Below are 26,919 nucleotides of genomic sequence, written 5' to 3' on the forward strand. Positions count from 1 at the left end.
GCTCTCAGGCGGTCATTGCGGATAGCGCCATTTTACCAGCCGCGGGGCGGCTTCGCAGTCAATGGACGCCTGCGCCTGCTGCCTGCCTGACAACAAAACGGCCGGTATCACCCGGCCGCTTGCGGCATCAGAACGAAGAACATCAGGACTTGGCCGGCGCCGTCTCCTGTTTGGCCACCCAGGCGCGAATATCGGCCAGCATCCGGTCCAGCGCGGCGCGGTCGTACACGTGGCCGCGGCTGACCACCAGGCGGATCTGGCGCGTGGCGCCGATGTCCTGCAGCGGGTTCGCGTCGAGCACCAGCAGGTCGGCCGCCTTGCCGGCCGCCACGCTGCCGTAGCGATTCAGCTTGCCCAGGAAGCGGGGTCCGTTGATGACCGCCGACTGCAAGGCTTGCTGCGGCGTCAGTCCATACTGCACGTACAGGCCGATTTCATCGTGCAGGGCCTGGCCAGGATAGTCGAAGGAATTCAAGAATCCCGCATCGGTGCCGGCGATGATGCTCATGCCCTGCTGCTGCAAAATCGGCAGCAGCTTGGCCGATTGCTCGAACTGCGCATGGCGCTGGGCGATGGCTTCCGGGCCATCCTTGGCGGCGCGCTGCACGCGCCAGTCGTAGGTGGCGCGCAAGCCCTTGCCGATGTATTGCAGGGCCGGATCGTGCGTGTGGTCTTCGCGGTCCAGGTAGGCCGTCACGCGCGAACCCCACAGGGTCGGCACGATGGCCGTGCCGCGCGCAGCCAGGTAGCTGAAGGCCTTGCGCGCCGTCGGCTCGTCGTAGCTTTGCAAGCTCTCGCGCATGGCTTCCTTGCCCGTCATCGCGCCGGCGGCCACCTTGGCCGTCAGCTCCTGCTCGCGCGGCGTGGTGGCGCGCAGCAAATACGATTGATGTTCGATCGTGCCCAGGCCCGCATCGGCCATCTGCCCCAATGTCAGCTGCACGGGGATATGGCCCGAAGTGCGCATGCCCCGTTCGCGCGCCTGGCGCAGCGCTTCCAGGTACAGCTCCGGTTTCAGGGTATTTTCCGTGATCTTCACGAAGTCCACCTGCTGCGCCTGCAGGCCGTCCAGCGCGCGCGTGACTTCCTGCGGCGTGCCCACTTCGATGGTGCCCTTCCACAGCGGCTTGATGCCTTCCAGTTTCGCGCCAGAGGTAAAAATCGTCGGGCCTTGCAGCTGGCCCGCATTGATCTGCCGGCGCCACGCCAGCACCGTGTCGGGCAAGTCGCCCGAGCAATCGCGCACCGTGGTGATGCCATGCGCCAGGTACAAAGGCAGCAGCTGCTTGTTCTCGTCGATCAGCTCGGGGCCGCCGCCAAAATGCACGTGCGTGTCCCACAGGCCCGGCATCAGGTATTTGCCGGGCAGGCGGATGGTCTGCTTCGGCGCGTAGCTGCGCAGCTGCGCGTCATCGACGACGGCGACGATGCTGTCGCCCTTGAGCAGCACGGTCTTGCCGCTGATGGTGCTACCGGCGGCAACGTCGATCAGGGTGGCGTCGCGCAGGGCGATGTCGACGGCGATCCTGTCTGCCGCGTGGGCATGGGCAAGCAGGCCCAGCGCCAGCATGGCGCCGGCTATTTGTTTCATGTCAGGCATTCGTACTCAACTTCAAAGTGATGGAAAATTAGTGGATGATCTTGGCGAGGAAATCGCGCGCGCGGTCCGAGCGCGTCGTGTTGAAGAAGTCATCCTTGCTGCAATCCTCGATGATCTTGCCCTGGTCCATGAAGACGATGCGGTTGGCGACTCTTTTTGCAAAGCCCATTTCATGGGTGACGACCATCATCGTCATGCCTTCCTGCGCCAGCCCCACCATCACGTCGAGCACTTCGTTGATCATCTCCGGGTCGAGCGCCGAAGTCGGCTCGTCGAACAGCATGGCGATGGGGTCCATCGACAGCGCGCGGGCGATCGCCACGCGCTGCTGCTGGCCACCGGACAGCTGGCCGGGGAACTTGTCCTGCTGCGACAGCAGGCCCACGCGGTCCAGGTATTGCAAGCCCTTGGCATTGGCTTCGTCGGCGCTGCGACCCAGCACCTTGATCTGGCCGATGGTGAGGTTTTCGCGGATCGACAAATGCGGGAACAGCTCGAAATTCTGGAACACCATGCCGATGCGCGCGCGCAGTTTCGACAAATTCGTTTTCGGATTGTTGACGGTGATGCCATCGACGATGATCTGCCCCTGCTGGATCGGTTCGAGGCCATTGACCGTTTTGATCAGGGTCGACTTGCCGGAGCCGGACGGGCCGCAAATGACCATCACGTCGCCCTTGGTGACGTTGGTGGTGCAGTCGGTCAGTACCTGGAACTGGCCATACCATTTGCTGACGTTATTGAGTTCAATCATCTTGTTCTTTCTTTTTCGGTTAGCGAATGATGGCGACGCGTTTCTGCAGGCGTTTTACCAGGAACGACAAGGCATAGCACAGCACGAAGTACACGACGGCGACAAACACGTACATCTCCACCAGGCGGCCGTCGCGCTGGGCGATCTTCGAGGCGGCGCCGACGAAATCGGGGATCGACAGCACGTACACGAGCGACACGTCCTGGAACAGCACGATGGTTTGCGTCAGCAGCACGGGAATCATGTTGCGGAAGGCTTGCGGCAGCACGATGAAAGCCATGGTCTGCGAGTAGTTCATGCCCAGTGCCTGGCCGGCCCACACCTGGCCGCGCGGGATCGACTGTATGCCACTGCGCATGATCTCGCAATAATAGGCCGCCTCGAACATGATGAAGGTGATCAGCGCGGAGGAAAACGCGCCCACTTTCACGGGCTCATTCGCGCCGATGACCCAGGCGGCGATGTACGGCACCAGGAAATAGAACCAGAAAATCACCAGCACCAGCGGGATCGAGCGTATCAGGTTGACGTAGGTCGACGCCACGCCCGAAATGAGGCGACTGCCGGACAGGCGCATCAGCGCCAGCAGGGTGCCCAGCACGATGCCGCCCACCATGGACAGCGCCGTCAGTTTCAGGGTAAACACCATGCCGGTCTGGAACAGGTAGACCCACGAGCGGGAGATGACATCGAAGTCGAAGTTACCGAACATATCAATGTCCTCCCGTCTTGGCGCCGGCGACGATGAAGCCCGGGATGGCGACCTTTTTTTCGATCAGGTGCATCAGCACCACCACCAGCAGGTTGACGACGACGTAGATGATGGTGGCGGCCGAAAACGCTTCGAATACCTGGAACGAGAATTCCTGGATGGCGCGCGCGCTGGCCGTCAGTTCGATCAGGCCGATGGTCAGTGCCACGGAACTGTTCTTGATGATGTTCAAAAATTCGCTGGTCAGCGGTGGCATGATGACGCGCGCGGCCATCGGCAGCAAAATGAAGCGGTAGGTCTGAGGCAGGGTCAGGCCCAGCGCCGTGCCGGCCAGTTTCTGCCCGCGCGGCAGCGCCTCGATGCCCGTTGTTACCTGCACGGCCACGCGCGAGGAAGTAAAGAATCCCAGGCACAGCACGGCCGTGACGAACGGCGCATTTGGCAGCGACTTGACCCAGGCGCCCAGGTCGGGCGGCAGCAGTTCCGGCATGACGAAGTACCAGAGGAACATCTGCACCAGCAGCGGCACGTTGCGGAACAATTCGACGTAGGCATTGGCCACGCCCACCAGCCATTTGTTCGGCAGGGTGCGGACGGTGCCGATCACCAGGCCCAGGATCAGGGCCATGATCCAGGCCGTACCGGCCGTGGCCAAGGTCCAGATCAGGCCGGACCACAGGGTGTCCATATACGTGCCCACGCCATCGGGAGAAATCTCCCAGAAAATGCGCCAATTCCAGTTGTAATTCATGATCATCCTTCCCATGCAGCCCGAGGACAGCGGCCAGCCGGCCGTCCGTCCCGCAAATAAATCGGGAGGCTTGCGCCCCCCGATTTGTTACGCACCCTTGTTACTTTTTCCGTTTGTCCGAAGTCTTCTGCGCTTCGGGCACGGCCGCATAGGCGGCCGGGTCACCGGAGTCGGTCGGATTGGTAAACACGGCCTTCAATTGCGGCGGCATGGGGAATTTCAGGTTGATGTTTTTCGGCGGGATGGGCGAGGTAAACCATTTCGCGTAAATGCGGTTGATGTCGTCGCTCTTGTACAGGCGGATCAGCGCATCGTCGACTACTTTCTTGAAGACCGGATCGCCCTTGCGCAGCATGATGCCGTACGGCTCGACCGACAGCGCTTCCTTGGTGATTTCGTAGTCGTTCGGGTTTTTCGAGTTGGCCACTTGCGACGCCAGCAGGATATCGTCGTTGGCTTCGGCCACCGCGCGGCCCGTTTCCAGCATCAGGAACGATTCAGGATGGTCCTTGCCGACGGCAATCGTCATGCCCAGGTTTTTTTCCTTGTTCAGGATGGTCATCTGCTTGATGGTCGACGTGCCGGCCGTGGCGACCAGCGTCTTGCCGCGCAAGTCTTCCAGCGTCTTGATGTTCGAGGATTTTTTCGACAGCACGCGGTTGCCGATGACGAACATGGTAGGGGCGAATGCCACCTGCTGCTGGCGCTCCAGGTTGTTCGTCGTCGAACCGCATTCGAGGTCGATGGTGCCGTTGGCCATCAGCGGGATGCGATTGGCCGACGTCACGGGGCTCATCACCACTTTCAATTCGCTCAGGCCCAGGTGCTTTTGCAGGGCCGTGACGACTTTCATGCACAGGTCGATCGAATAACCCTGGTATTGCTGTTTGTCATCGAGATAGGAGAAGGGAACGGAGCCGTCGCGCACACCGAGGGTGACGGAACCGGCTTTCTTGATCTTGGCCAAGGTGCCGGTCAATTCCTGAGCCTGGACTGGCGACATGCTGCTGATGACACCGACGCTGAGCAGCGTGGCGATGATTTTGGTCAATTTCATAAATTCTCCTGGGCGGACAAACCGGATGGACTCCGAACGAAACAACTGTGGTGCAGACGCCACCAATGGAATTAATTTTATTTCATTTTCAGCGCTGGACTAGCCGTTTTCTGCGATTGCCCTCAAATAGGCGCTATACGCGCGCCTGAATCAGCGCGGCTGTAGCATTTTTCCTACTGATTTCCCCTTCCCGATTTATTTTGCCGGCGCCAGCCCCGCCAACTCCTCTTCTTGCGCCTCATCGTCCATATTCGCCTGCTGGCGTTGCCACATCTGCGCATACAAGCCATTCGCGGCCAGCAATTGCGGATGCGTGCCCCGCTCGACGATGCGGCCATGGTCGAGCACCAGGATTTGCTGGGCGTCGGCCACCGTCGACAAACGGTGCGCAATGACCAGGGTGGTACGGTTCCTGGCGATATCCTTCAGCTGCGCCTGGATGGCCTGCTCGGCCTTCGAATCAAGCGCCGAGGTGGCTTCATCGAAGATCAAAATAGCCGGGTCTTTCAGCAAGGTGCGGGCAATCGCCACGCGCTGCTTTTCGCCGCCCGACAGTTTCAAGCCCCGCTCGCCCACCATGGAGTTGTAGCCATCTGGCAAGCTTTCAATAAAATCATGGATCGATGCCGCTTTGGCGGCCGCCACGATGGCATCCTTGCTGGCGCCCGGCTTGCCGTAGGCGATGTTGTATTCGATGGTGTCGTTGAACAGTACCGTGTCCTGCGGCACGATGCCGATGGCCGCGCGCAGGGAATCCTGCGTGATGCCGCGCAAGTCCTGGCCATCGATGGTGATGCCCCCGCCATCGACTTCATAGAAGCGGAACAGCAAGCGCGACAGGGTCGACTTGCCCGAGCCGCTATGCCCCACCACAGCCGTGGTGGTACCGGCGGGGATCTGGAAATCCACGTCGAACAGGATTTGCCGCTTGGCTTCGTAGCTGAAATCCACATGGTCAAAACGCACGGCTGCGCCCCGCGTGACGAGCGGCTTGGCTTCCGGCGTGTCGGCAATTTCGCGGTTTTCATTCAGCAAGGAAAACAGGCGTTCCATGTCGGCCAGGCTTTGCTTGATTTCGCGGTAGATGACCCCTAAAAAATTGAGGGGAATATACAGCTGGATCATGAAGGCATTCACCAGCACCAGGTCGCCCAGGGTCATCGTGCCGGCGATCACGCCCACCGTGGCGCGCCATAAAATCAAGGTGACAGCCGTGGCGATGATCAAGGACTGGCCCGTATTGAGCAGGGACAGGGAAGTCTGCGATTTCACGGCCGCCGATTCATAGCGCTGCAAGCCTTCGTCGTAGCGCTTCGCTTCGTAATCCTCGTTGCCGAAGTATTTCACGGTTTCATAGTTGATCAGCGAATCGATGGCCTTGGTATTGGCTTTTGAATCGAGGTCGTTCATGGTGCGGCGGAAATGCGTGCGCCAGTTCGTCACCAGCACGGTAAACGCGATATAGGACACCAGTGCCACGGCCGTGATGACGGTAAACCAGATGTCGTAATGCAAGACCAGGTAGCCGAGCACGAGGGTGATTTCCACCAGGGTCGGCAAGATGTTGAACAAGGTATAGGAAATGAGCGAGCCCACGCTGCGCGTGCCCCGTTCGATGTCGCGCGTCATGCCGCCCGTCTGGCGGTTCAAGTGAAAGCGCAGGGACAGCGCATGCAGGTGGCGGAATACTTGCAGCGCGATGGTGCGCACGGCCCGCTGCGTGACCCGCGCGAACAGGAATTCGCGCAATTCCGTAAACAGGGTGGTCGACAGGCGCAGCAAGCCATACGCCACCAGCAAGCCGACGGGCAGCACCAGCAGCGCCTGCGGATGGGCCGCCGTGATCGTCATGGCGTCGACGAGTTTTTTCAGGATCAGGGGCACGCCCACGTTGGCCAGCTTGGCGCCCACCAGACATAGCAGCGCCAGCAGCACCCGCCATTTGTAGACCCACAGATACGGCAGCAAGGTCTTGATGGTGGCGAAATCGCTGTGGCTGGCGGAAGCTGGCGAGCGGGGAGGAGGGGGAGTCTGGGAACGGCGCATGGCGAAGGTCGGCTTTTTATGGTTCAATCGGGGCAATTGTAGCCTTTCATGAGAATAAAAGATGAGCACCTCCCCCGACCGCCCCGACAACTGCCTCGCCTCCGGCCTGCCCGCCGGAAAAATGCCGGAATTGCGCATGATGCCCGCGCCGTCCGACGCCAATGTGTACGGCGACGTGTTCGGCGGCTGGATCATGGCGCAGGTCGATATCGCCGGTTCCCTGCCGGCCACGCGGCGCGCCAACGGCCGCGTCGCCACCATTGCCGTCAATTCCTTCGTCTTCAAAAACCCCGTCTTCGTCGGCGATCTGCTCTCCTTCTACGCCGACATCGTCAAGGTTGGCAATACCTCGATCACCGTCAATGTCGAGGTGTATGCCGAGCGCAACCGCCTGCAGGCATGCATCGTGAAAGTCACGGAAGCAACCCTGATCTACGTGGCGACGGACTCCGACCGCAAGCCGCGCAAGGTGCCGCCCATCGAGACCTTGCTGTCGCCTTGATTGTCGCTGTTACATTAATCCCACGTTTTATTTTCAGACGGCATGGATAGCCAGCGCCGCATCTTTCTGCAGAGCGCCGCGCGCATCGGTGCGCTGGCCGCCGCTGGCAGCGTGCTGTCCGGTTCCAGCGCGGGCGCCGCCACGCGCCTGAATGGCGCCGGCTACCCGTTTGCGCTCGGTGTCGCTTCCGGTTCGCCCTTGCCGGACGCCGTCGTGCTGTGGACACGCATCTGCTACGACCCGCTGCACGCGACCGCCACGCCCGCCTTCGCCCTGAACGTGCGCTGGGAAGTGGCTGACGATGAAGGTTTTCGCCGCATCGCCGCCAAGGGCCAGGCCACGGCCACACCCGCCCTCGCGCATAGTGTGCACGTCGACGTGGGCGGTTTGACACCCGGGCGCTGGTACTGGTACCGCTTCATGCTGGGCGACGCCGTCAGCCCCGTGGGCCGCACGCGCACGGCGCCCGCCGCCGATACCCTGCCCGCCTCGCTGAAACTGGCCGTCGCCTCGTGCCAGCACTGGGAATTCGGCGCGTATGCGGCGCACCGGCACATCGCCGCGGCCGCGCCCGACCTGGTGGCCTTCCTCGGCGATTACATCTATGAATGGGGTCCGTACCAGTTGCAGCATCCGAGCCGGGCCGTGCGCACGCATGAAAGTTTCAGCCTGGACGACTACCGCGCCCGCTACGCACAATACAAGAGCGACCGCGATTTGCAGGGCGCGCACCTGGCCGCGCCATGGATCGTCACCTGGGACGACCATGAAGTGGCCAACGATTACGGCAATGACCGCGACGAGTTGCTCACGCCCACCTTTTTGCAGCGCCGCGCGGCCGCCTACCAGGCGTTTTATGAACACATGCCGCTACGGCTGCTGCCGCTGGGACGGCGGGGCTTCGTCGACATGCGCATCTACCAGCGCTATGACTGGGGCAGGCTGGCGCGCTTTCATGTGCTGGATGACCGGCAATACCGCGCCTATCACGCGTGCGCCAGGCCGGGTCGCGGCGGCTCCAATTCCGTCACCACGCGCAACTGCCCCGACCTGCTGAAACCGCAGCGCACCATGCTGGGCGAGGAACAGCAACGCTGGCTGCAAGCCGGCCTCGATGATTCTCCCGCGCGCTGGAACATTTTGGCCCAGCAAACCCTGATGGCGCAATCGAGCCAGGTGCCCATCCTGCGGCCCGGCGACGAACGCATCTGGACCGATGGCTGGGATGGCTATCCGCTGGCGCGCCAGCACCTGCTCGACGCCTTGCGCAGCAGCAAGGCCAGCAACCCGCTGGTGCTGTCGGGCGACGTGCACACTTTTTATGCCACGGAACTGAGCCGCAATGCCATGCGGCCCACCGGCAGGGACAATCCCGTGCTGGCCACGGAGTTTTGCGGCACCTCCATCACTTCGAGTTCCCGCCCGCAGGCGCGAACGGAGCAGTACGTGGCGATGAACCCGCACATCCGTTACGGACGCAGCGACAAGCGCGGCTATATGTTGATGGAAATCACGCCGGAGAAAACCACGACCCTGTTCCAGGGTCTGGATAACGTGCGCGACAGCACCTCTGCCATCGCGACACTGGCCAGCTTTGTCGTGCGCGACGGCAAGGCTGGCTTGCAAAGCTGAAACCTAGGCAACCTTCTTTTCATCGCGCAATTGACGGCGCAAGATCTTGCCGACATTGGTCTTCGGCAACTCATCGCGGAACTCGATGTATTTCGGTTTCTTGTAGGCCGTCAATTCATGCTTGCAATGCTCGCGGATCTGTTCCACCGTCAGGTTTGGATCCTTGCGCACGACAAACACTTTCACGGCTTCGCCCGCGTTGGCATCCGGCACGCCGATGCATGCGCACTCGAGCACGCCCGGGCACGAAGCGACCACGTCTTCCACTTCGTTCGGATACACATTGAAGCCGGACACGATGATCATGTCTTTCTTGCGGTCCACGATCTTCACATAGCCACGCTCATCCATGACACCCACGTCGCCCGTCTTGAAGAAACCGTCGGCCGTCATCGACTTGGCCGTCTCGTCCGGACGCTGCCAGTAGCCCGCCATCACTTGCGGGCCGCGCACGGCGATCTCGCCCGGCTCGCCCAGCGGCACTTCCACGCCATCGTCGTTCAGGATCGCCACTTCCGTCGAAGGGAAAGGCAAGCCGATGGTGCCCGTAAATTCCGTGATATCGACGCGGTTGCCCGTCACCACGGGTGAAGTTTCCGACATGCCATAACCTTCGATCAGCGGGCAGCCCGTCAGCTTCAGCCAGCGCTCGGCCACGTTGCGCTGCAAGGCCATGCCGCCGCCATTGCACACTTTATAGCTGGAGAAATCGAGCTTGGCGAAGTCGGCATTGTTCAGCAGCGCGTTGTACAGGGTATTGACGGCCGGGAAAACGACGATCTTGTGCTTGGACAATTCCTTGACGAAACCGGGGATGTCGCGCGGGTTGGGAATCAACACGTTCAAGCCGCCCACGCGCATGCCCATCAGGGCGCTGACCGTCAGCGAATAGATGTGATACAGGGGCAAGGCGCACATGAATCCCATCGAGGTAGCACGCATTTCCTTGGTCATCACGGGTGAAATCCACGCCTCGTTTTGCAGCACGTTGGCGATCACGTTACGGTGCAACAACATCGCGCCTTTCGACACGCCCGTCGTGCCGCCCGTGTATTGCAGGAAGACGATATCGTCATGCCCCTGCTGCACCGGGGTCAGGCTCAGACGTGCGCCTTCGGCCAGCATCTTGTTGAAGCTGATGGCGCCCGGCAAGGAAAACGCGGGCACCATTTTCTTGATCTTGCGCACGACGAAGTTAACGATGGTGCCTTTCAAGCCACCCAGCATGTCGCCCATGGTGGCGACGATCACATGCTTGACCTGGGTATGCGGCAGCACCTGCTCGACCGTGGTGGCGAAGTTTTCCAGCACAATGATCGCTTCGCTGCCCGAATCGACCAGCTGGTGCTGCAATTCACGCGGCGTGTACAGCGGATTGACGTTGACCACCGTGTAGCCGGCGCGCAGGATCGCCGCCATCGCCACCGGATACTGCAGCACGTTCGGCAGCATGATCGCCACACGCGCGCCCGTCTTCAGGCCCTTGCTTTGCAGCCATGCTCCCATCTGCAGCGACAGCTTGTCGAGCTCGCGATAGGTAAGGAATTTATCCATGCACACGAAGGCGTTGCGGTCCGCATATTTCTGGAACGACTCTTCCAGCAAATGCGTGACGGAACGGTATTGCGTGCAATCAATCTCTGCGGGAACGCTGTCCGGGTACGACTTCAACCAAATCTTGTCCATCTCGCCTCATCTTTATCTGTAAAAGGGATGCGCCTCCTGGCGCATCCCACACTGTTTATGTTGCTATCTTCGTTTCGTCACGCAGGGCGCGACGCAAAATCTTGCCGACGTTGGTCTTCGGCAGCTCATCGCGGAACTCGATGTATTTCGGCCGCTTGTAGCCTGTGAATTGTTCCTTGCAATACGCGGCCAGCACTGCCTGGGTCAGGTTCGGATCCTTACGCACGACAAATACTTTCACGGCCTCGCCCGAGTGTTCGTCCGGCACGCCCACGCAGGCGCACTCGAGTACGCCCGGATGGGCTGCGATGACGGCTTCGACTTCATTCGGATACACATTGAAGCCGGAGACGAGGATCATGTCTTTCTTGCGGTCGACGATCTTCACGTAGCCGCGCTCATCCATGATGCCCACGTCACCGGATTTAAAGTATCCATCGGGCGTCATGACCTTGGCCGTTTCATCGGGACGGTTCCAGTAGCCGCTCATCACTTGCGGGCCGCGGATGGCGATTTCGCCCGTCTGCCCCAGCGGCACTTCCTTGCCGTCATCGTCGAGGATGGCGATATCGGTCGACGGAATCGGCAAGCCGATGGTGCCGGAAAACGCCGTGCTGTCGGCGCGGTTGCAGGTAGCGACAGGCGACGTTTCCGACAGGCCATAGCCTTCGATAATGGACACGCCCGTCACTTGCAGCCACTTGTCGTTGACGGCTTGCTGCACTGCCATGCCGCCGCCATTGGCGATCTTCAAGCCCGAGAAATCAAGCTTGGCGAAATCAGGGTGGTTCACCAGCGCGTTATACAGCGTATTGACCGCTGGCAGCAGGTTGAATTTGTACTTGCCCAGCTCCTTGATCAGGCCCGGGATATCGCGCGGGTTCGGGATCAGGATATTCAGCGCGCCCACGCGCGTGCCCCACATCGCGCACGCCGTCAGGGCAAAGATATGGTACAGCGGCAAGGCGCAGACGATGATCAGCTGCTCCTTGCTGTTCTGGTCGAGCGCCGCGCCCGACCACGCTTCGCTCTGCAGGACGTTGGCGATCACATTGCGGTGGCTCAAGGTCGCGCCTTTCGACACGCCCGTCGTGCCGCCTGTGTATTGCAGGAAGGCAGCGTCATTGATGCTCAGCTCGACAGGCGTGAGTTTCATGCGGCTGCCCAGCGCCAGCGCCTGCTTGAAACGCATGGCGTTCGGCAAGGAGTACGCGGGCACCATCTTCTTGACGTTGCGCACGACAAAATTGACGATCATGCCCTTCAAGCCGCCCAGCATTTCGCCCATGCTGGCGACGACGATGTGCTTGACGGCCGTCTTGCCCAGCACTTGCTCTAGCGTATGGGCAAAGTTTTCCAGCACGATGATGGCTTCGCTGCCCGAATCGTTGAGCTGATGCTCGAGTTCGCGCGGCGTATATAGCGGATTGACGTTGACCACCGTGTAGCCGGCGCGCAGGACGGCGGCAATGGCCACCGGATACTGCAGTACGTTTGGCATCATCAGAGCGACACGCGCGCCCTTCTTCAGGCCACGGCTTTGCAGCCAGGCACCCAGCTGGCGCGAATAGGTGTCGAGTTCGGCATAGGTGAGAAATTTGTCCATGCAGACATAGGCATTGCGATCCGCATATTTTTGAAACGCTTCTTCCAGCAAATGTACCAGCGAACGATATTGATCAGGATTGATGTCGGCAGGTACGCCGGGCGGGTACGACTTCAGCCAAATTTTGTCCATCCTGTGCCTCTTGTCTCGAATAATCGTGGGGGAGCCGGCGCACCCTGCCGGCGCGGATCATTGCTGCGGATTCTGTCGTCCTGCAGTCAGTTTGAGCATTCTGACGAGCAATTGCTCTATGCTACTAATGCGATGCTATCGGGCGCCGGGCTTCCATGCAAGCGCTTTCAACAGTATTCGAGCGGCAACTCTAGGGGTATTTTATGCTGCAATGCAACATGCCAAATACACTGTTGCAGGATCGTTTGCCCTGACGTGCGAGACAATCTTTACGGGTCAGGGGCTGGACAATTGTTCCAGCGCCTGCCTGCGCTCAGGCTTCTTGATCTGGGCCATTGTGTGCACTGCAGCATAAAAAGCACGAAAGTTCTTTTTTTCTTCCAGCAATTTTTTGAAGGCAGGCAAAAATTCATTGTAGGTAGACACGGATGCCAGGTGCGCATTGCTCAATGGCTGCTCGAACCAGCGGTCGTAACCGGCAAAACCACCCCAGTTTGTCTTCACGACCTGATACGCGTCTTGCAATGCCGCAAACACCTGCGCCTTGCGCGCCCGCTTGTCCGCATCGCTGGCGTCGCTCGCATAGACCGACTCCAGTTCACCCCGGTATTTCAGCAGCAGGGCGAGGAAATCCTGGCGCCGCGCCGTGTACTGGGCGTACGCCGCGCGCATGGCGTCGTTGCCCTCGCGCGCCAACCAGCGCTGCACGCCCGCCTCTTCCACGGCACTGGCAAACGACTCGTTGAAGGCCGAATCACCGGGCACGTACACCACCTGGTGCGCCAGTTCATGGAAGATCAGGCGTGCCAGCTCCGCATCGTTGTAATTGATAAAGGTCGACAGCAGGGGATCGTCGAACCAGCCCAGGGTGGAATACGCGGGCACGCCGCCCACCTGCACGTCGTAATGCTGGGCCCGCAGTTCGTCGGCATACGCGAGCGCCTCCTCCTTGCTGTAATAGCCGCGGTAATTGACGCAGCCGGCAATGGGAAAACACCATTGCAGCGGCTGCAGCGACAGTTCCGGCGTGGCCACCACGTTCCACAGCACGAACGGGCGCCGCAGGGAGGCGTAATTCTTGTAGCTGCCATTGTCGGGCAAGTCCAGCTCGCTGACGGCAAAGCGGCGAATTTGCTGCGCCTTGGCCAGGCGCACTTTCAGGCGCGGCTCGGTGGCCGGGTCGTCGAGCCAGTCGCCGATGGGCCGAGCGCCCGACCACAAGGCATATTGCCCCTGCGCCGCTTGCGTGTAGTAGCGCAGCTGCGTGCAGCCGCCCAGCAGCAGGCACACCGTGCCGACAAGCAAGCGGGCCGGCCAGCGCGCCATGCTCAGGCAGCCTTTTCCACTTCGACCAGCGTATCGTAGAAGGTCGGCGCGCGGCCCATGTCCGTCAGGCGCTGGCTGGTCACTTCATTGGCATTCTTGCCGTCGCTGGCGAGTTTCTTCCACCACACGGACAAGCCCACGACCAGGCCCCGTCTCGCCTTGTCCGTCACCCTGGCCTTGGCCATAAAACTGCCGCGGTCATTGAAGATGCGCACCATGTCGCCGGCCGCGATGCCGCGTGCGGCGCAATCGTCAGGGTGGATATCGAGGTGCGGCTCGCCTTCGGCCGCGCGCAGGCTTTTGACGTTGACGAACGTGGAATTGAGGAAATTGCGTGCCGGCGGGGAAATCATGGCCAGCGGATAACGGGCCGCCAGTGCAGGATTGCTGGCTTGCGATTCGTGCGGTGCGATATACGCCGGCAAGGGATCGAGTCCCGCCTGCGCCATGGCGCTGGAATAGAACTCGCACTTGCCCGATGGCGTGGGGAAACCGCCCTCGGCAAATGGCGCCTCGGCCATGGCCAGCTTTTGCCAGCCCGTGCGTTTCAGCGATTCCCAGTCGAAATGCACGGCGCGCGCATCCGTCGCATCGAACGCCTTGGCCGCCAGCGCATCGTCGCTTTCCTGGAAGCACGGGTCATCAAAGCCCATGTGCTGTGCCAGCAAGCGGAAGATTTCCGTATTCGCTTTCGCTTCGCCCAGCGGCGCGACGGCCGCATTGTTCGCCATCATGTACAGGTGGCCGTAGGTGGAATGCGCATCGACGTGTTCCAGCTGCGTGGTGGCAGGCAGCACAATGTCGGCGTAATCGACGGTATCGGTCTGGAAGTGTTCGAGCACGACCGTAAACAAATCCTCGCGGGCAAATCCCTGCGCCACTTTCGAGGAATCGGGCGCCACCGCCAGCGGGTTCGAGTTGTAGACGATCACGGCTTCCACTTGCGGGCCGAACGCGGGCGAACTGGCTTTCAGCAAATCATCGCCGATGGTGCTCATGTTGATGGTGCGCGGCGTGCCTTTCAATAAATCCGGGCGCTGCAGGGCCTTGCGGTTGACGGGGAAGGAACCCGAGCTCGACAGCTGCATGCCGCCGGCCGGATGGCGCCAGGCCCCCGTCAGCGCGGGCAGGCAGGCGATATTGCGCACGGCCATGCCGCCGCCATGCACGCGCTGCACGCCGTAGTTGGCACGGATGGCGGCGCCCTCGCCAGAGCGGCATGCCTGGCCGTACAGGCGCGCCAGTTCCACCACTTCAGTGGCCGTGATGCCGCACACCTCGGCTACGCGCTCGGGCGGCCATTCCAGGGCCCGCTGTTTCAGTTCAGCATAGCCGATCGTGTACTGCGCGATATAGTCATGGTCGATCAGGTCTTCGGTGATCAGCACATGCATCAAGCCCAGCGCCAGGGCCGCATCGGTCCCCGGCAGCAAGGCGATATGCTGGTGGCACTTTTCGGCCGTCAGCGAACGGTAGGGGTCGATGGCGATCAAGGTGGCGCCATTGCGCTTGGCCTCTTGCGCGCGCATCCAGAAGTGCAAATTCGAGGCGATCGGGTTGCCGCCCCAGATAATGATCAATTTCGCGTTCTGGAACTGCTCCATGTCCGTGCCGATGCTGGCGCCCACCGTGTAGCGGTAACCGGTGGCACCGGCCGAGGCACAGATGGTGCGGTCCAGCAGGGAAGCGCCGAGCTGATTGAAGAAGCGCGACGACATCGATTCGCCCTGCACCAGGCCCATGGTGCCACAGTAGCTGTACGGCAAGATCGCCTGCGGATCGCGCGCGGCGATCGGTTTCAAGCGCGCCGCGATGATCTGCAATGCCTCTTCCCAGCTAATGCGCTCGAACTTGCCTTCCCCCTTCTTGCCCACGCGGCGCAGCGGATGCAGCAGCCGGTCCGCATGGTAGGTGCGCTCCGTGAAGCGCGACACCTTCGTGCACAGCACGCCAGCCGTGGTCGGATGGTCGGGATCGCCCTTGACGGCGGTGGCCACCCCATCGGTCACGGTGACCAGCAAGGCGCAGGTATCGGGGCAATCGAGCGGGCAGGCGGCGCGCACTTGGGTGGTGGTCATGGGGCAATCCGAAAACGTTGGGGGAAGGCGATACTGTAAACCATTCCGCGCGCTTGCTGTTGGTGCCGTGGCAAGCACGTCCGTGCGCTGGATTTACCCGGCAAACAAGGGCTACAATGCACTATTAGCCGCGCCTGTTTTTGATCAAACAAGCGCGGTCCGGCGCGCCATACATTGCTGCGTGCCAGCATCCACAGGAGAGTCCCATGAAACTAGTTGATCCGATCTTGGCGTTTCAATCCGAGCTGCAAGGTATCCGCCGCGACCTGCACGCGCATCCCGAGCTGTGCTACGAAGAACAGCGCACCTCGGACGTGGTCGCCGCCAAACTGACGGAATGGGGCATTCCCGTGGTACGCGGCCTGGGCCGCACTGGCGTGGTCGGTATCATCAAAAATGGTACTTCGACACGCGCCATCGGCTTGCGCGCCGATATGGATGCCTTGCCGATGCAGGAAATGAATACCTTCGAGCATGCTTCACGCCATCCGGGCAAGATGCACGCCTGCGGCCATGACGGCCACACGGCCATGCTGCTGGGCGCCGCCCATTACCTGGCGCAACACCGCCATTTCGACGGCACCGTGTATCTGGTCTTCCAGCCGGCGGAAGAAGGCGGCGCCGGCGCGCGCGAAATGATCGAAGACGGCTTGTTTACCCGCTTTCCCATGGATGCCATCTACGGCATGCACAACTGGCCGGGCGCCGAAACGGGCACCCTGAGCGTGGTGGAAGGGCCAATGATGGCGTCCAGCAATGAATTCCACGTCACCGTCAAAGGCAAGGGCGCGCACGCGGCCCAGCCCCACAAGGGCATCGACCCCGTCATGGTGGCCGTGCAAATCGCGCAAAGCTGGCAAACCGTCATCACGCGCAACAAGAGCCCGCTCGACACGGCCGTGCTGTCGATCACGCAAATCCATGCGGGCAGCGCCACCAATGTGATTCCCGATGACGCCAGCCTGGTCGGCACCGTGCGTACCTTCACCACGCCCGTGCTGGACTTGATCGAAGAGCGCATGCGCGACATCGCCGTGCACACGGCCGCCGCCTTTGGCGCGGAGGTCGACTTTCACTTCAAGCGCAACTATCCGCCGCTGGTCAACCACGCGAAAGAAACGGCGTTTGCCGTCGAAGTCATGCAAAGCGTGGTGGGCGCGGACAAGGTCAACGCGAATGTCGAGCCGACCATGGGCGCGGAAGATTTTGCTTTCTTCCTGCAAGAAAAGGCCGGCTGCTACATCTTCATCGGCAATGGCGATGGCGAGCACCGCGATGGTGGCCATGGCCTGGGTCCGTGCGTCTTGCACAATGGCAGCTACGACTTCAACGACAAGCTGCTGCCCATCGGTGCCAGTTTCTGGGTCAAGCTGGCCGAAGCGAGCCTGCCCGTCGCTTGATTTATCCCAGCTTATCCGGACCGGTGCCCAGGCGCTGCCCCGGATTCAACGCTTCCAGGGCCAGCAAGGCTGCCGCATGGTCCGCCGTCGGGTAGGTGGCGGCGATGCTTTCATAGCGCTGCGTCACCAGTTGCGTCACCGGCAAGGTGACGTGTGCAGCCTCGGCCGCCGCGAGGATATTGTGCATATCCTTGACCTGGCTCTTCACTTGGCCGCCAGCAACAAAATTGCGCTCCAGCATGCGCTGGCCATGCACCTCTAAAATCTTGCTTTCGGCAAAACCGCCACGGATCGCTGCCCGTACAGCGCTCGCATCGGCGCCGGCCGCCTGTGCCAGCAACAGCGCCTCGGCCACGATATTCAGGGTGGCGCCGACGATCAGCTGATTGCACAACTTGGCGACCTGGCCACTGCCGGCCGGTCCCACCAGGGTCGGGCGCCCCATGGCCGTCAAGATATGCTCCACGCGCGCATAATCGCCGGTGCTGGCGCCAGCCATGATGGCCAGGTTGCCTGCCTGGGCCCCACCGACGCCGCCCGACACGGGCGCATCGATGAAGGCATGGCCTGCCGCGTGCAAGATGGCATGAAATTGCTGGGCTTCTGATTGCTTGGTGGAACTCATGTCTATCCATAGCGCCCCAGTTGCCAGGGCCGGCAACGCGTCCTGCAGTACCTGCGCCACGATGGGACCGGCTTCCAGCATCGAGATGACCACGTCCGCGCCCTTGACCGCTTCAGCCACGGAAACGGCGGGCTGCGCGCCTGCCGCACGCAGGACTTGGGCCTTGCTGTGCGTGCGATTCCAAATTGTGACAAAATATCCAGTGTGCAGCAGGCGCCGGACCATCGGATCCCCCATCAGACCGATACCGAGAAATGCGATTTTTGTAGAGAATGTCAATTGAACCCCTGAGATCAACAAGTGGCGAAAGCGGCAGGCAAAGCAAGCTTGCGCCTGCGCAAACAAGACAACAGCCTATCGGCCAATTTTACGATGAAAGCCTCTATGTTCTTCAAGAAGAATCTCCTCAAATCCATCGCCGCCGTGACCGCGCTGATGGCGGCCAATGCCGGCTTTGCCGCCGACGGCAAACTGATCGACTCCGTCTACGGCGAATATGCCAAGGGCGTGAAGGTACAAATGGTACGCGCCGGCGTGACCTCGAACTGGGATAAGGCCTGGTTCGTATCGAATGGCACGCAGCTGAGCGGTTACTGGGATGCCAGCATTGGCGGCTGGGATGCCAAGAGCTATCAGAATGTCCCTGGCCAGCATCAAAAACTGTGGGACCTGGGCTTTACCCCCGTTTTCCGTTTTGAAAATACGAATAAGCTGGGTTTTTATGCGGAAGCCGGCATCGGCGTGCACATGCTGTCGAAACTGTACAACAACGATGATGACCGCCTGTCGACCCACTTCCAGTTCGGCGACCATATTGGCGTCGGCTATGTCTTCAATAACAAATGGGAAGTCGCTGCGAAGATCCAGCATTTCTCGAACGGCGGCTACAAGAAACCGAATAGCGGCGTCAATTACATGAACGTCAAAGTCGCTTACCATTTTTAATGGTTGTGATACATGACAAAGGCAGCGCGTAGCGCTGCCTTTTTTTACGCCTGCTGAACCGAACCACCGGGGTCAGACCCTCCACACCGCCAACGCCAGATTCGACGCCAACGCGGGAGGGGGGCTGACCCCAGCCTTCGTTTGGGGTTCGCCATCACAAACCGCCAGACGAAAAAAAACCCCACCATTGCTGGCGGGGTTTTTCTCTTACTGCGAATAACAAGCCTGACGATAACCTACTTTCACACTGGTTGCAGCACTATCATCGGCGCAAAGTTGTTTCACGGTCCTGTTCGGGATGGGAAGGGGTGGGACCAACTTGCTATGGTCATCAGGCATAACTTGTCTGGCGTTTGTCTCCTGTAGGACGACAAAGCCATGAATCTGGAAGAAGCAAAGATTGGGGTAATGACTGGTAGTATCAACACACACGCAACGTTGTACCGTCTTATCCTCTGTACCTGCTAAGGTTATAGGGACAAGCCGTACGGGCAATTAGTACTGGTTAGCTTAATGCATTACTGCACTTCCACACCCAGCCTATCAACGTCCTGGTCTCGAACGACCCTTCAAAGAGCTCAAGGCTCTGGGAAATCTCATCTCAAGGCAAGTTTCCCGCTTAGATGCTTTCAGCGGTTATCTCTTCCGAACTTAGCTACCCGGCAATGCCACTGGCGTGACAACCGGTACACCAGAGGTTCGTCCACTCCGGTCCTCTCGTACTAGGAGCAGCCCCCTTCAAATTTCCAACGCCCACGGCAGATAGGGACCAAACTGTCTCACGACGTTTTAAACCCAGCTCACGTACCACTTTAAATGGCGAACAGCCATACCCTTGGGACCGGCTACAGCCCCAGGATGTGATGAGCCGACATCGAGGTGCCAAACTCCCCCGTCGATATGAACTCTTGGGAGGAATCAGCCTGTTATCCCCAGAGTACCTTTTATCCGTTGAGCGATGGCCCTTCCATACAGAACCACCGGATCACTATGTCCTACTTTCGTACCTGCTCGACTTGTCAGTCTCGCAGTTAAGCACGCTTATGCCATTGCACTATCAACACGATGTCCGACCGTATCTAGCGTACCTTCGAACTCCTCCGTTACACTTTAGGAGGAGACCGCCCCAGTCAAACTGCCTACCATGCACTGTCCCCGATCCGGATAACGGACCAAGGTTAGAACCTCAAACAAACCAGGGTGGTATTTCAAGGTTGGCTCCACGAGAACTAGCGTCCCCGCTTCAAAGCCTCCCACCTATCCTACACAGATTGGTTCAAAGTCCAATGCAAAGCTACAGTAAAGGTTCATGGGGTCTTTCCGTCTAGCCGCGGGTAGATTGCATCATCACAAACATTTCAACTTCGCTGAGTCTCGGGAGGAGACAGTGTGGCCATCGTTACGCCATTCGTGCAGGTCGGAACTTACCCGACAAGGAATTTCGCTACCTTAGGACCGTTATAGTTACGGCCGCCGTTTACTGGGACTTCAATCAAGAGCTTGCACCCCATCATTTAATCTTCCAGCACCGGGCAGGCGTCACACCCTATACGTCCACTTTCGTGTTTGCAGAGTGCTGTGTTTTTATTAAACAGTCGCAGCCACCAGTTTATTGCAACCCTTTCACCCTCATGGAGTAAACCAATCAAGCTACCGGGGCGTACCTTTTCCCGAAGTTACGGTACCAATTTGCCGAGTTCCTTCTCCCGAGTTCTCTCAAGCGCCTTAGAATACTCATCTCGCCCACCTGTGTCGGTTTGCGGTACGGTCTCGTATGACTGAAGCTTAGAGGCTTTTCTTGGAACCACTTCCGATTGCTTCGTGAACAAGTTCACTCGTCTCAACCCCTTGAATTGCGCACCCGGATTTGCCTAAGTGCCTTCTATGAGCCAAAAACCAACTATTCCAACAGTTGGACAACCTTCCGCGATCCGTCCCCCCATCGCATCATACGACGGTGCAGGAATATTAACCTGCTTCCCATCAGCTACGCATCTCTGCCTCGCCTTAGGGGCCGACTCACCCTGCTCCGATGAACGTTGAACAGGAAACCTTGGGCTTACGGCGTGGAGGCTTTTCACCCCCATTATCGCTACTCATGTCAGCATTCGCACTTCTGATACCTCCAGCATCCTTTACAAGACACCTTCGCAGGCTTACAGAACGCTCTCCTACCATATATATCTGTGATAAATCACAGAACAATATCCGCAGCTTCGGTGACTGGCTTAGCCCCGTTACATCTTCCGCGCAGGACGACTCGATCAGTGAGCTATTACGCTTTCTTTAAATGATGGCTGCTTCTAAGCCAACATCCTGACTGTTTTAGCCTTCCCACTTCGTTTTCCACTTAGCCAATCTTTGGGACCTTAGCTGGCGGTCTGGGTTGTTTCCCTCTTGACGCCGGACGTTAGCACCCGACGTCTGTCTCCCAAGCTCGCACTCATCGGTATTCGGAGTTTGCAATGGTTTGGTAAGTCGCAATGACCCCCTAGCCATAACAGTGCTCTACCCCCGATGGTGATACTTGAGGCACTACCTAAATAGTTTTCGGAGAGAACCAGCTATTTCCAAGTTTGTTTAGCCTTTCACCCCTACCCACAGCTCATCCCCTAATTTTTCAACATTAGTGGGTTCGGACCTCCAGGGCGTGTTACCGCACCTTCATCCTGGCCATGAGTAGATCACTTGGTTTCGGGTCTACACCCAGCGACTGATCGCCCTATTCGGACTCGATTTCTCTACGGCTTCCCTATTCGGTTAACCTTGCCACTGAATGTAAGTCGCTGACCCATTATACAAAAGGTACGCAGTCACGGAACAAGTCCGCTCCTACTGTTTGTATGCACACGGTTTCAGGATCTATTTCACTCCCCTTCCGGGGTTCTTTTCGCCTTTCCCTCACGGTACTGGTTCACTATCGGTCGATTACGAGTATTTAGCCTTGGAGGATGGTCCCCCCATATTCAGACAGGATGTCACGTGTCCCGCCCTACTTGTCGTACGCTTAGTACCACCGGTCCGATTTCACATACGGGGCTATCACCCGCTATGGCTCCTATTTCCAGAGGATTCTGTTATCGGTCCGACTATCACGTACAGGCTCTTCCCATTTCGCTCGCCGCTACTTTGGGAATCTCGGTTGATTTCTTTTCCTGCAGCTACTTAGATGTTTCAGTTCGCCGCGTTCGCCTTGCATACCTATGTATTCAGTATGCAATACCCTAAAAGGGTGGGTTGCCCCATTCGGAAATCTGCGGATCAAAGTGTGTTTGCTCACTCCCCGCAGCTTATCGCAAGCTACTACGTCCTTCATCGCCTGTAATCGCCAAGGCATCCACCATGTGCACTTATTCGCTTGTCCCTATAACGTTAGCCTCTAATCATTTGCATGACTAAAGAGCGCTACAGGGATAAGAAAGTACAACGTTGTTGCTTGTTTGTTGATACATACAATCATTACCCATCGATTTACCTTTTACGGCAAACCGATCAATAAATAATCTTTACTTCTTCCAGATTGTTAAAGAACATACAGCACTTGATCTCGAAAAGACCAAACCTAAATCCCGGCGTTGAATTCAACACTGATTTACGTTTGAACTTTTGGTGGAGGATGACGGGATCGAACCGACGACCCCCTGCTTGCAAAGCAGGTGCTCTCCCAGCTGAGCTAATCCCCCTAGGGTATTTCCAGACTACACAAACTGGTAGGGCTGCTTGGACTAGCGTCCACCTTACCCCCAGTTTTTTCTGGTAGGGCTGGTTGGACTCGAACCAACGACCCCCGCGTTATCAACACGGTGCTCTAACCAGCTGAGCTACAGCCCCAAATGCTGTTCTTTATATTAACAGCCGATAAGTGTGAACATTTGATGCGTGAATCATTACTGATTCGTGCAAACTCTAGAAAGGAGGTGATCCAGCCGCACCTTCCGATACGGCTACCTTGTTACGACTTCACCCCAGTCACGAATCCTACCGTGGTAAGCGCCCTCCTTACGGTTAAGCTACCTACTTCTGGTAAAACCCGCTCCCATGGTGTGACGGGCGGTGTGTACAAGACCCGGGAACGTATTCACCGCGACATGCTGATCCGCGATTACTAGCGATTCCAACTTCATGCAGTCGAGTTGCAGACTACAATCCGGACTACGATACACTTTCTGCGATTAGCTCCCCCTCGCGGGTTGGCGGCGCTCTGTATGTACCATTGTATGACGTGTGAAGCCCTACCCATAAGGGCCATGAGGACTTGACGTCATCCCCACCTTCCTCCGGTTTGTCACCGGCAGTCTCATTAGAGTGCCCTTTCGTAGCAACTAATGACAAGGGTTGCGCTCGTTGCGGGACTTAACCCAACATCTCACGACACGAGCTGACGACAGCCATGCAGCACCTGTGTACTGGTTCTCTTTCGAGCACTCCCCAATCTCTCGGGGATTCCAGCCATGTCAAGGGTAGGTAAGGTTTTTCGCGTTGCATCGAATTAATCCACATCATCCACCGCTTGTGCGGGTCCCCGTCAATTCCTTTGAGTTTTAATCTTGCGACCGTACTCCCCAGGCGGTCTACTTCACGCGTTAGCTGCGTTACCAAGTCAATTAAGACCCGACAACTAGTAGACATCGTTTAGGGCGTGGACTACCAGGGTATCTAATCCTGTTTGCTCCCCACGCTTTCGTGCATGAGCGTCAATCTTGACCCAGGGGGCTGCCTTCGCCATCGGTGTTCCTCCACATATCTACGCATTTCACTGCTACACGTGGAATTCTACCCCCCTCTGCCAGATTCTAGCCTTGCAGTCTCCAATGCAATTCCCAGGTTGAGCCCGGGGATTTCACATCAGACTTACAAAACCGCCTGCGCACGCTTTACGCCCAGTAATTCCGATTAACGCTTGCACCCTACGTATTACCGCGGCTGCTGGCACGTAGTTAGCCGGTGCTTATTCTTCAGGTACCGTCATTAGCAAGAGATATTAGCTCTCACCGTTTCTTCCCTGACAAAAGAGCTTTACAACCCGAAGGCCTTCTTCACTCACGCGGCATTGCTGGATCAGGCTTTCGCCCATTGTCCAAAATTCCCCACTGCTGCCTCCCGTAGGAGTCTGGACCGTGTCTCAGTTCCAGTGTGGCTGGTCGTCCTCTCAGACCAGCTACTGATCGATGCCTTGGTAGGCTTTTACCCTACCAACTAGCTAATCAGATATCGGCCGCTCCACGAGCATGAGGTCTTGCGATCCCCCACTTTCATCCTTAGATCGTATGCGGTATTAGCGTAACTTTCGCTACGTTATCCCCCACTCCAGGGTACGTTCCGATATATTACTCACCCGTTCGCCACTCGCCACCAGAGCAAGCTCCGTGCTGCCGTTCGACTTGCATGTGTAAGGCATGCCGCCAGCGTTCAATCTGAGCCAGGATCAAACTCTTCAGTTTAATCTCTGTTTAATGTCATTTCTGACAGGTCGGACAGTATCACTACCATCCAAATCTTTTGCATTGCAAAAGATTTGCTCACTCAAAAAACTGACAGGCTACTTCCGAAGAAGTATCCTATTTCATTATTTCTTGTGAACATTTGATATTTTAAGTTTGACGCCAATCCGAAGATTGACGCTGCACTTACATCAAATGTCCACACTTATCGACTGTTAATTGTTAAAGAACTGTATTCGGTACTACTTTCGCGCTATCGACAAAGCGTTGTGTTTGTCAGCTGCGAAGAAGGAAGAGTATGAAGCATTTCGCTACGTCCGTCAACTCCTTCTTTTTTCTCACCGCACTCAGCATTTGCATGCGTCGTTCAGCGAGGGGGCGAATTATAGCCGTGCCCTGCGCACCCCGCAAGCGCTATTTTTGCGTCAGCTCAAAGGCAATAAGCCTGGCACCGCAATTGCTTATATGAACACATGCATCGACCACCGAGGGGAGCAACTCTGGGCCCGGCAGCAACACTGGGGATAGCCCGGTTCGCTTTGCTTTGCTCCCATCTGTGACAGGTGCTACATTATGGAACACTCTCGATATTCAAAAGAGCGCCGCAGTACAGGGCCCAACGGAGGCAACGAGATCATGTATCAACCGTCAGCTACTTACCGTAGCGCACCGTTTTCGTCCATCGCGGACGCGAACATTTTGCCGGCAGGACAGGACAACGTCCCCGTCATCATCGAAACTTCCCATCAGCGTTCAGTCGCCTTTGGCCTGTCGCCCACAGCCACGCCCGACTTTACGCCGGCGGGCAAATCCGAGCTGTCCTTGCTGATCGAGCAAAACCGCCTGCTGCACACGCACGCGCTGCCCGCCATGGAAACCCTGTACCAGCAAATCGTCAATACCCACAATATGGTGATCTTGACGGATGCCAACGGCGTCATCGTGCATTCGCTGGGCGACGATGATTTCCTGGAGAAAGCCAACCGCGTCGCCCTGCAGCCGGGCGTGGCATGGTCGGAACAAAGCCGCGGTACGAATGCCATCGGCACGGCCATCACGGAAAAAGTACCGACCTTGGTCCATGCGGACCAGCATTACCTGGCGGCCAATCATTTTCTCACTTGCTCCGCGGCACCGATCACCGACCACCGGGGCAATGTCATCGGCGTGCTGGACGTCTCGAGCGACCAGCGCAGTTTTCACAAGCATACGATGGCCCTCGTGCGCATGTCGGCGCTGATGATCGAAAATCAACTGTTTTCCGCCACCTTCGAAGATGCCATCACCGTGCATTTCCACGCGCGCCCCGAATTCATCGGCACCTTGATGGAAGGCATCGCCTCGTTCACGCCCGGTGGACGATTTTTATCGGCTAACAAGAATGGCTTGTTCCAGCTGGGCCTCTCATTTGCCGCGCTGCAATCGCACACGTTCAGCTCCCTGTTCGGCTTGCCCGTTTCCGCCCTGTACGACCATTACCGCACGGCTGCCCCCGGTTTGCTGAACCTGTGCATGCATAGCGGCGTGCGCGTGTATGGTCGCGCGCAGTTGCGCCTGTCCAATAGCGTCTTCCAGCACGGCTTTACTGCCAGCACCGACCATAGCGATATCAACGCCGTGCCGGCCCAGGTTCCCGCGTCCGCCAGCCATGCGGCCAACGCGGCACGGCGCCTGTCCGGCTTGCGCTACCTGCGCACGGGCGATCCGCAACTGGAACTGGTTATCGAAAAGGTCAACAAGGTGCTGGGGCGCGACATCCCCATCCTCGTCATGGGCGAAACGGGCACCGGCAAGGAATTGCTGGCGCAAGCCATCCACAACGATTCGCCACGGGCCATGGGACCGTTTATCGCCGTCAATTGCGCATCGATTCCGGAAACCCTGATCGAGTCCGAACTGTTCGGCTATGAAGACGGGGCATTTACGGGCGCGCGCAAGAAGGGTGCCATTGGCAAGATCTTGCAAGCCAATGGCGGCACCCTGTTCCTCGATGAAATCGGCGACATGCCGTTTGGCTTGCAGGCGCGGCTGTTGCGCGTGTTGCAGGAACGCATGGTCACGCCCTTGGGCAGCAGCAAGTCGATCACCGTCAACGTGGAACTGATTTGCGCCACGAATCATAACTTGCGCGAACGCATGGCCAAGGGCCTGTTTCGCGAAGACTTGTATTACCGCCTGAATGGCCTGGTGGTCAAACTGCCGCCGCTGCGCGAGCGCACGGACCTGGACACGGTCGTGAAAAAAATCCTGGCAACGGAAGCGCCCGACATGCGCTACACGGTGGCGCCGGACATCCTGCGCATGTTTCACCAGCATAAATGGCCAGGCAACTTCCGCCAGCTGACCAATCTGTTGCGCACGGCCATCGTCATGGCGGGCGACGAACATGAAATCTGTTTGCGCCACATGCCCGATGATTTCCTCGACGATATTGAGATGACGCAAGCGACTGCCGCCAGCGCCAGCACGGACCGCATGATCGCGGCCGGCGCCAACCTGGAAGAAATGGAGCAAAGCGTCATTCTCAAATCGCTCGATGCCCACGGCGGCAACGTCTCGGCCACGGCGCGGGCCCTGGGCATATCGCGCAACACGATCTATCGCAAGGTGCCGCATCTGAAATAAG

General features: G+C 58.6%; 16 protein-coding genes, 2 tRNA genes and 3 rRNA genes. 5 read left to right on the top strand and 16 right to left on the bottom strand.

Annotation, left to right across the window (positions count from 1 at the left end):
* Nucleotides 1-142: 142 nt before the first annotated feature.
* The 6 genes from U0004_RS28175 to U0004_RS28200 form a co-directional block, all read right to left on the bottom strand.
* Entirely contained in the window at nucleotides 143-1,591 is a 1,449-nt protein-coding gene (locus U0004_RS28175; RefSeq protein ID WP_231958623.1) for an amidohydrolase family protein, read from the bottom strand.
* A 37-nt stretch (nucleotides 1,592-1,628) separates the two neighbouring features.
* Nucleotides 1,629-2,354, bottom strand: coding sequence for an amino acid ABC transporter ATP-binding protein (locus tag U0004_RS28180; protein ID WP_070254805.1), 726 nt, complete (start codon nucleotides 2,352-2,354; stop codon nucleotides 1,629-1,631).
* Between the two features lie 19 nt (nucleotides 2,355-2,373).
* Complete coding sequence (locus U0004_RS28185; protein ID WP_034778970.1) at nucleotides 2,374-3,066, bottom strand: amino acid ABC transporter permease; 693 nt, start codon at nucleotides 3,064-3,066, stop codon at nucleotides 2,374-2,376.
* Between the two features lies 1 nt (nucleotide 3,067).
* A complete protein-coding gene (locus U0004_RS28190; protein WP_034779060.1) occupies nucleotides 3,068-3,817 on the bottom strand; it encodes an amino acid ABC transporter permease in 750 nt (249 codons plus the stop codon).
* A gap of 100 nt (nucleotides 3,818-3,917) precedes the next feature.
* The gene (locus U0004_RS28195; protein WP_070254808.1) at nucleotides 3,918-4,874 is read right to left on the bottom strand and encodes an amino acid ABC transporter substrate-binding protein; all 957 of its coding nucleotides are present in this window, start codon (nucleotides 4,872-4,874) and stop codon (nucleotides 3,918-3,920) included.
* Between the two features lie 195 nt (nucleotides 4,875-5,069).
* Nucleotides 5,070-6,920 (bottom strand): ABCB family ABC transporter ATP-binding protein/permease, encoded by a 1,851-nt coding sequence (locus U0004_RS28200; RefSeq protein ID WP_070254899.1) that lies wholly within the window; start codon nucleotides 6,918-6,920, stop codon nucleotides 5,070-5,072.
* 61 nt (nucleotides 6,921-6,981) lie between these two features.
* Between U0004_RS28200 and U0004_RS28205 the strand changes: the two genes are divergently transcribed.
* Nucleotides 6,982-7,422 carry an acyl-CoA thioesterase gene (locus U0004_RS28205; RefSeq protein WP_052139932.1) on the top strand — a complete coding sequence of 147 codons (441 nt, stop codon included), beginning with the start codon at nucleotides 6,982-6,984 and terminating at the stop codon, nucleotides 7,420-7,422.
* 42 nt (nucleotides 7,423-7,464) lie between these two features.
* A complete protein-coding gene (locus tag U0004_RS28210) occupies nucleotides 7,465-9,054 on the top strand; it encodes an alkaline phosphatase D family protein (RefSeq protein WP_070254810.1) in 1,590 nt (529 codons plus the stop codon).
* A 3-nt stretch (nucleotides 9,055-9,057) separates the two neighbouring features.
* Here the strand turns inward: U0004_RS28210 and U0004_RS28215 are convergent, their stop codons facing one another.
* From U0004_RS28215 to U0004_RS28230, 4 genes are all read right to left on the bottom strand, one after another.
* Nucleotides 9,058-10,740 (bottom strand): long-chain-fatty-acid--CoA ligase, encoded by a 1,683-nt coding sequence (locus U0004_RS28215; protein WP_070254812.1) that lies wholly within the window; start codon nucleotides 10,738-10,740, stop codon nucleotides 9,058-9,060.
* 55 nt (nucleotides 10,741-10,795) lie between these two features.
* Complete coding sequence (locus U0004_RS28220) at nucleotides 10,796-12,478, bottom strand: long-chain fatty acid--CoA ligase (protein WP_070254814.1); 1,683 nt, start codon at nucleotides 12,476-12,478, stop codon at nucleotides 10,796-10,798.
* A 276-nt stretch (nucleotides 12,479-12,754) separates the two neighbouring features.
* Nucleotides 12,755-13,804: an aminopeptidase gene (locus tag U0004_RS28225; protein WP_070254816.1), complete on the bottom strand. Its 1,050-nt coding sequence runs from the start codon at nucleotides 13,802-13,804 to the stop codon at nucleotides 12,755-12,757.
* Nucleotides 13,805-13,806: 2 nt separating this feature from the next.
* Complete coding sequence (locus U0004_RS28230) at nucleotides 13,807-15,882, bottom strand: molybdopterin-containing oxidoreductase family protein (RefSeq protein WP_070254818.1); 2,076 nt, start codon at nucleotides 15,880-15,882, stop codon at nucleotides 13,807-13,809.
* 206 nt (nucleotides 15,883-16,088) lie between these two features.
* On the opposite strand from U0004_RS28230, the gene U0004_RS28235 reads away from it, so the two are divergent.
* Nucleotides 16,089-17,282: a M20 aminoacylase family protein gene (locus U0004_RS28235; protein ID WP_070254820.1), complete on the top strand. Its 1,194-nt coding sequence runs from the start codon at nucleotides 16,089-16,091 to the stop codon at nucleotides 17,280-17,282.
* A gap of 1 nt (nucleotide 17,283) precedes the next feature.
* Here U0004_RS28235 and U0004_RS28240 read toward each other — a convergent pair whose 3' ends face one another.
* Nucleotides 17,284-18,186 (bottom strand): NAD(P)-dependent oxidoreductase, encoded by a 903-nt coding sequence (locus U0004_RS28240; RefSeq protein ID WP_269462347.1) that lies wholly within the window; start codon nucleotides 18,184-18,186, stop codon nucleotides 17,284-17,286.
* Between the two features lie 93 nt (nucleotides 18,187-18,279).
* Between U0004_RS28240 and U0004_RS28245 the strand changes: the two genes are divergently transcribed.
* Nucleotides 18,280-18,852 (top strand): acyloxyacyl hydrolase, encoded by a 573-nt coding sequence (locus U0004_RS28245; protein ID WP_230520355.1) that lies wholly within the window; start codon nucleotides 18,280-18,282, stop codon nucleotides 18,850-18,852.
* 223 nt (nucleotides 18,853-19,075) lie between these two features.
* On the opposite strand, the gene rrf is transcribed toward U0004_RS28245, so the two are convergent.
* The 5 genes from rrf to U0004_RS28270 all read right to left on the bottom strand — a co-directional run bounded on the left by rrf (nucleotide 19,076) and on the right by U0004_RS28270 (nucleotide 24,293).
* Nucleotides 19,076-19,188 (bottom strand): 5S ribosomal RNA (gene rrf, locus U0004_RS28250).
* 138 nt (nucleotides 19,189-19,326) lie between these two features.
* Nucleotides 19,327-22,216: ribosomal RNA gene (locus U0004_RS28255) — 23S ribosomal RNA — on the bottom strand.
* Nucleotides 22,217-22,459: 243 nt separating this feature from the next.
* Nucleotides 22,460-22,535, bottom strand: a tRNA-Ala gene (locus U0004_RS28260).
* Nucleotides 22,536-22,606: 71 nt separating this feature from the next.
* Nucleotides 22,607-22,683 (bottom strand) — tRNA-Ile (locus U0004_RS28265).
* A gap of 79 nt (nucleotides 22,684-22,762) precedes the next feature.
* Nucleotides 22,763-24,293: ribosomal RNA gene (locus U0004_RS28270) — 16S ribosomal RNA — on the bottom strand.
* Together the 16S, 23S and 5S rRNA genes with 2 tRNA genes alongside form the textbook arrangement of a ribosomal RNA operon.
* Before the next feature lie 636 nt (nucleotides 24,294-24,929).
* On the opposite strand from U0004_RS28270, the gene U0004_RS28275 reads away from it, so the two are divergent.
* Nucleotides 24,930-26,918 carry a sigma-54-dependent Fis family transcriptional regulator gene (locus U0004_RS28275; protein WP_231958649.1) on the top strand — a complete coding sequence of 663 codons (1,989 nt, stop codon included), beginning with the start codon at nucleotides 24,930-24,932 and terminating at the stop codon, nucleotides 26,916-26,918.
* Nucleotide 26,919 lies beyond the last annotated feature (1 nt).

This window comes from Janthinobacterium lividum (genome assembly GCF_034424625.1).
GTDB classification, from domain to species: domain Bacteria; phylum Pseudomonadota; class Gammaproteobacteria; order Burkholderiales; family Burkholderiaceae_D; genus Janthinobacterium; species Janthinobacterium lividum.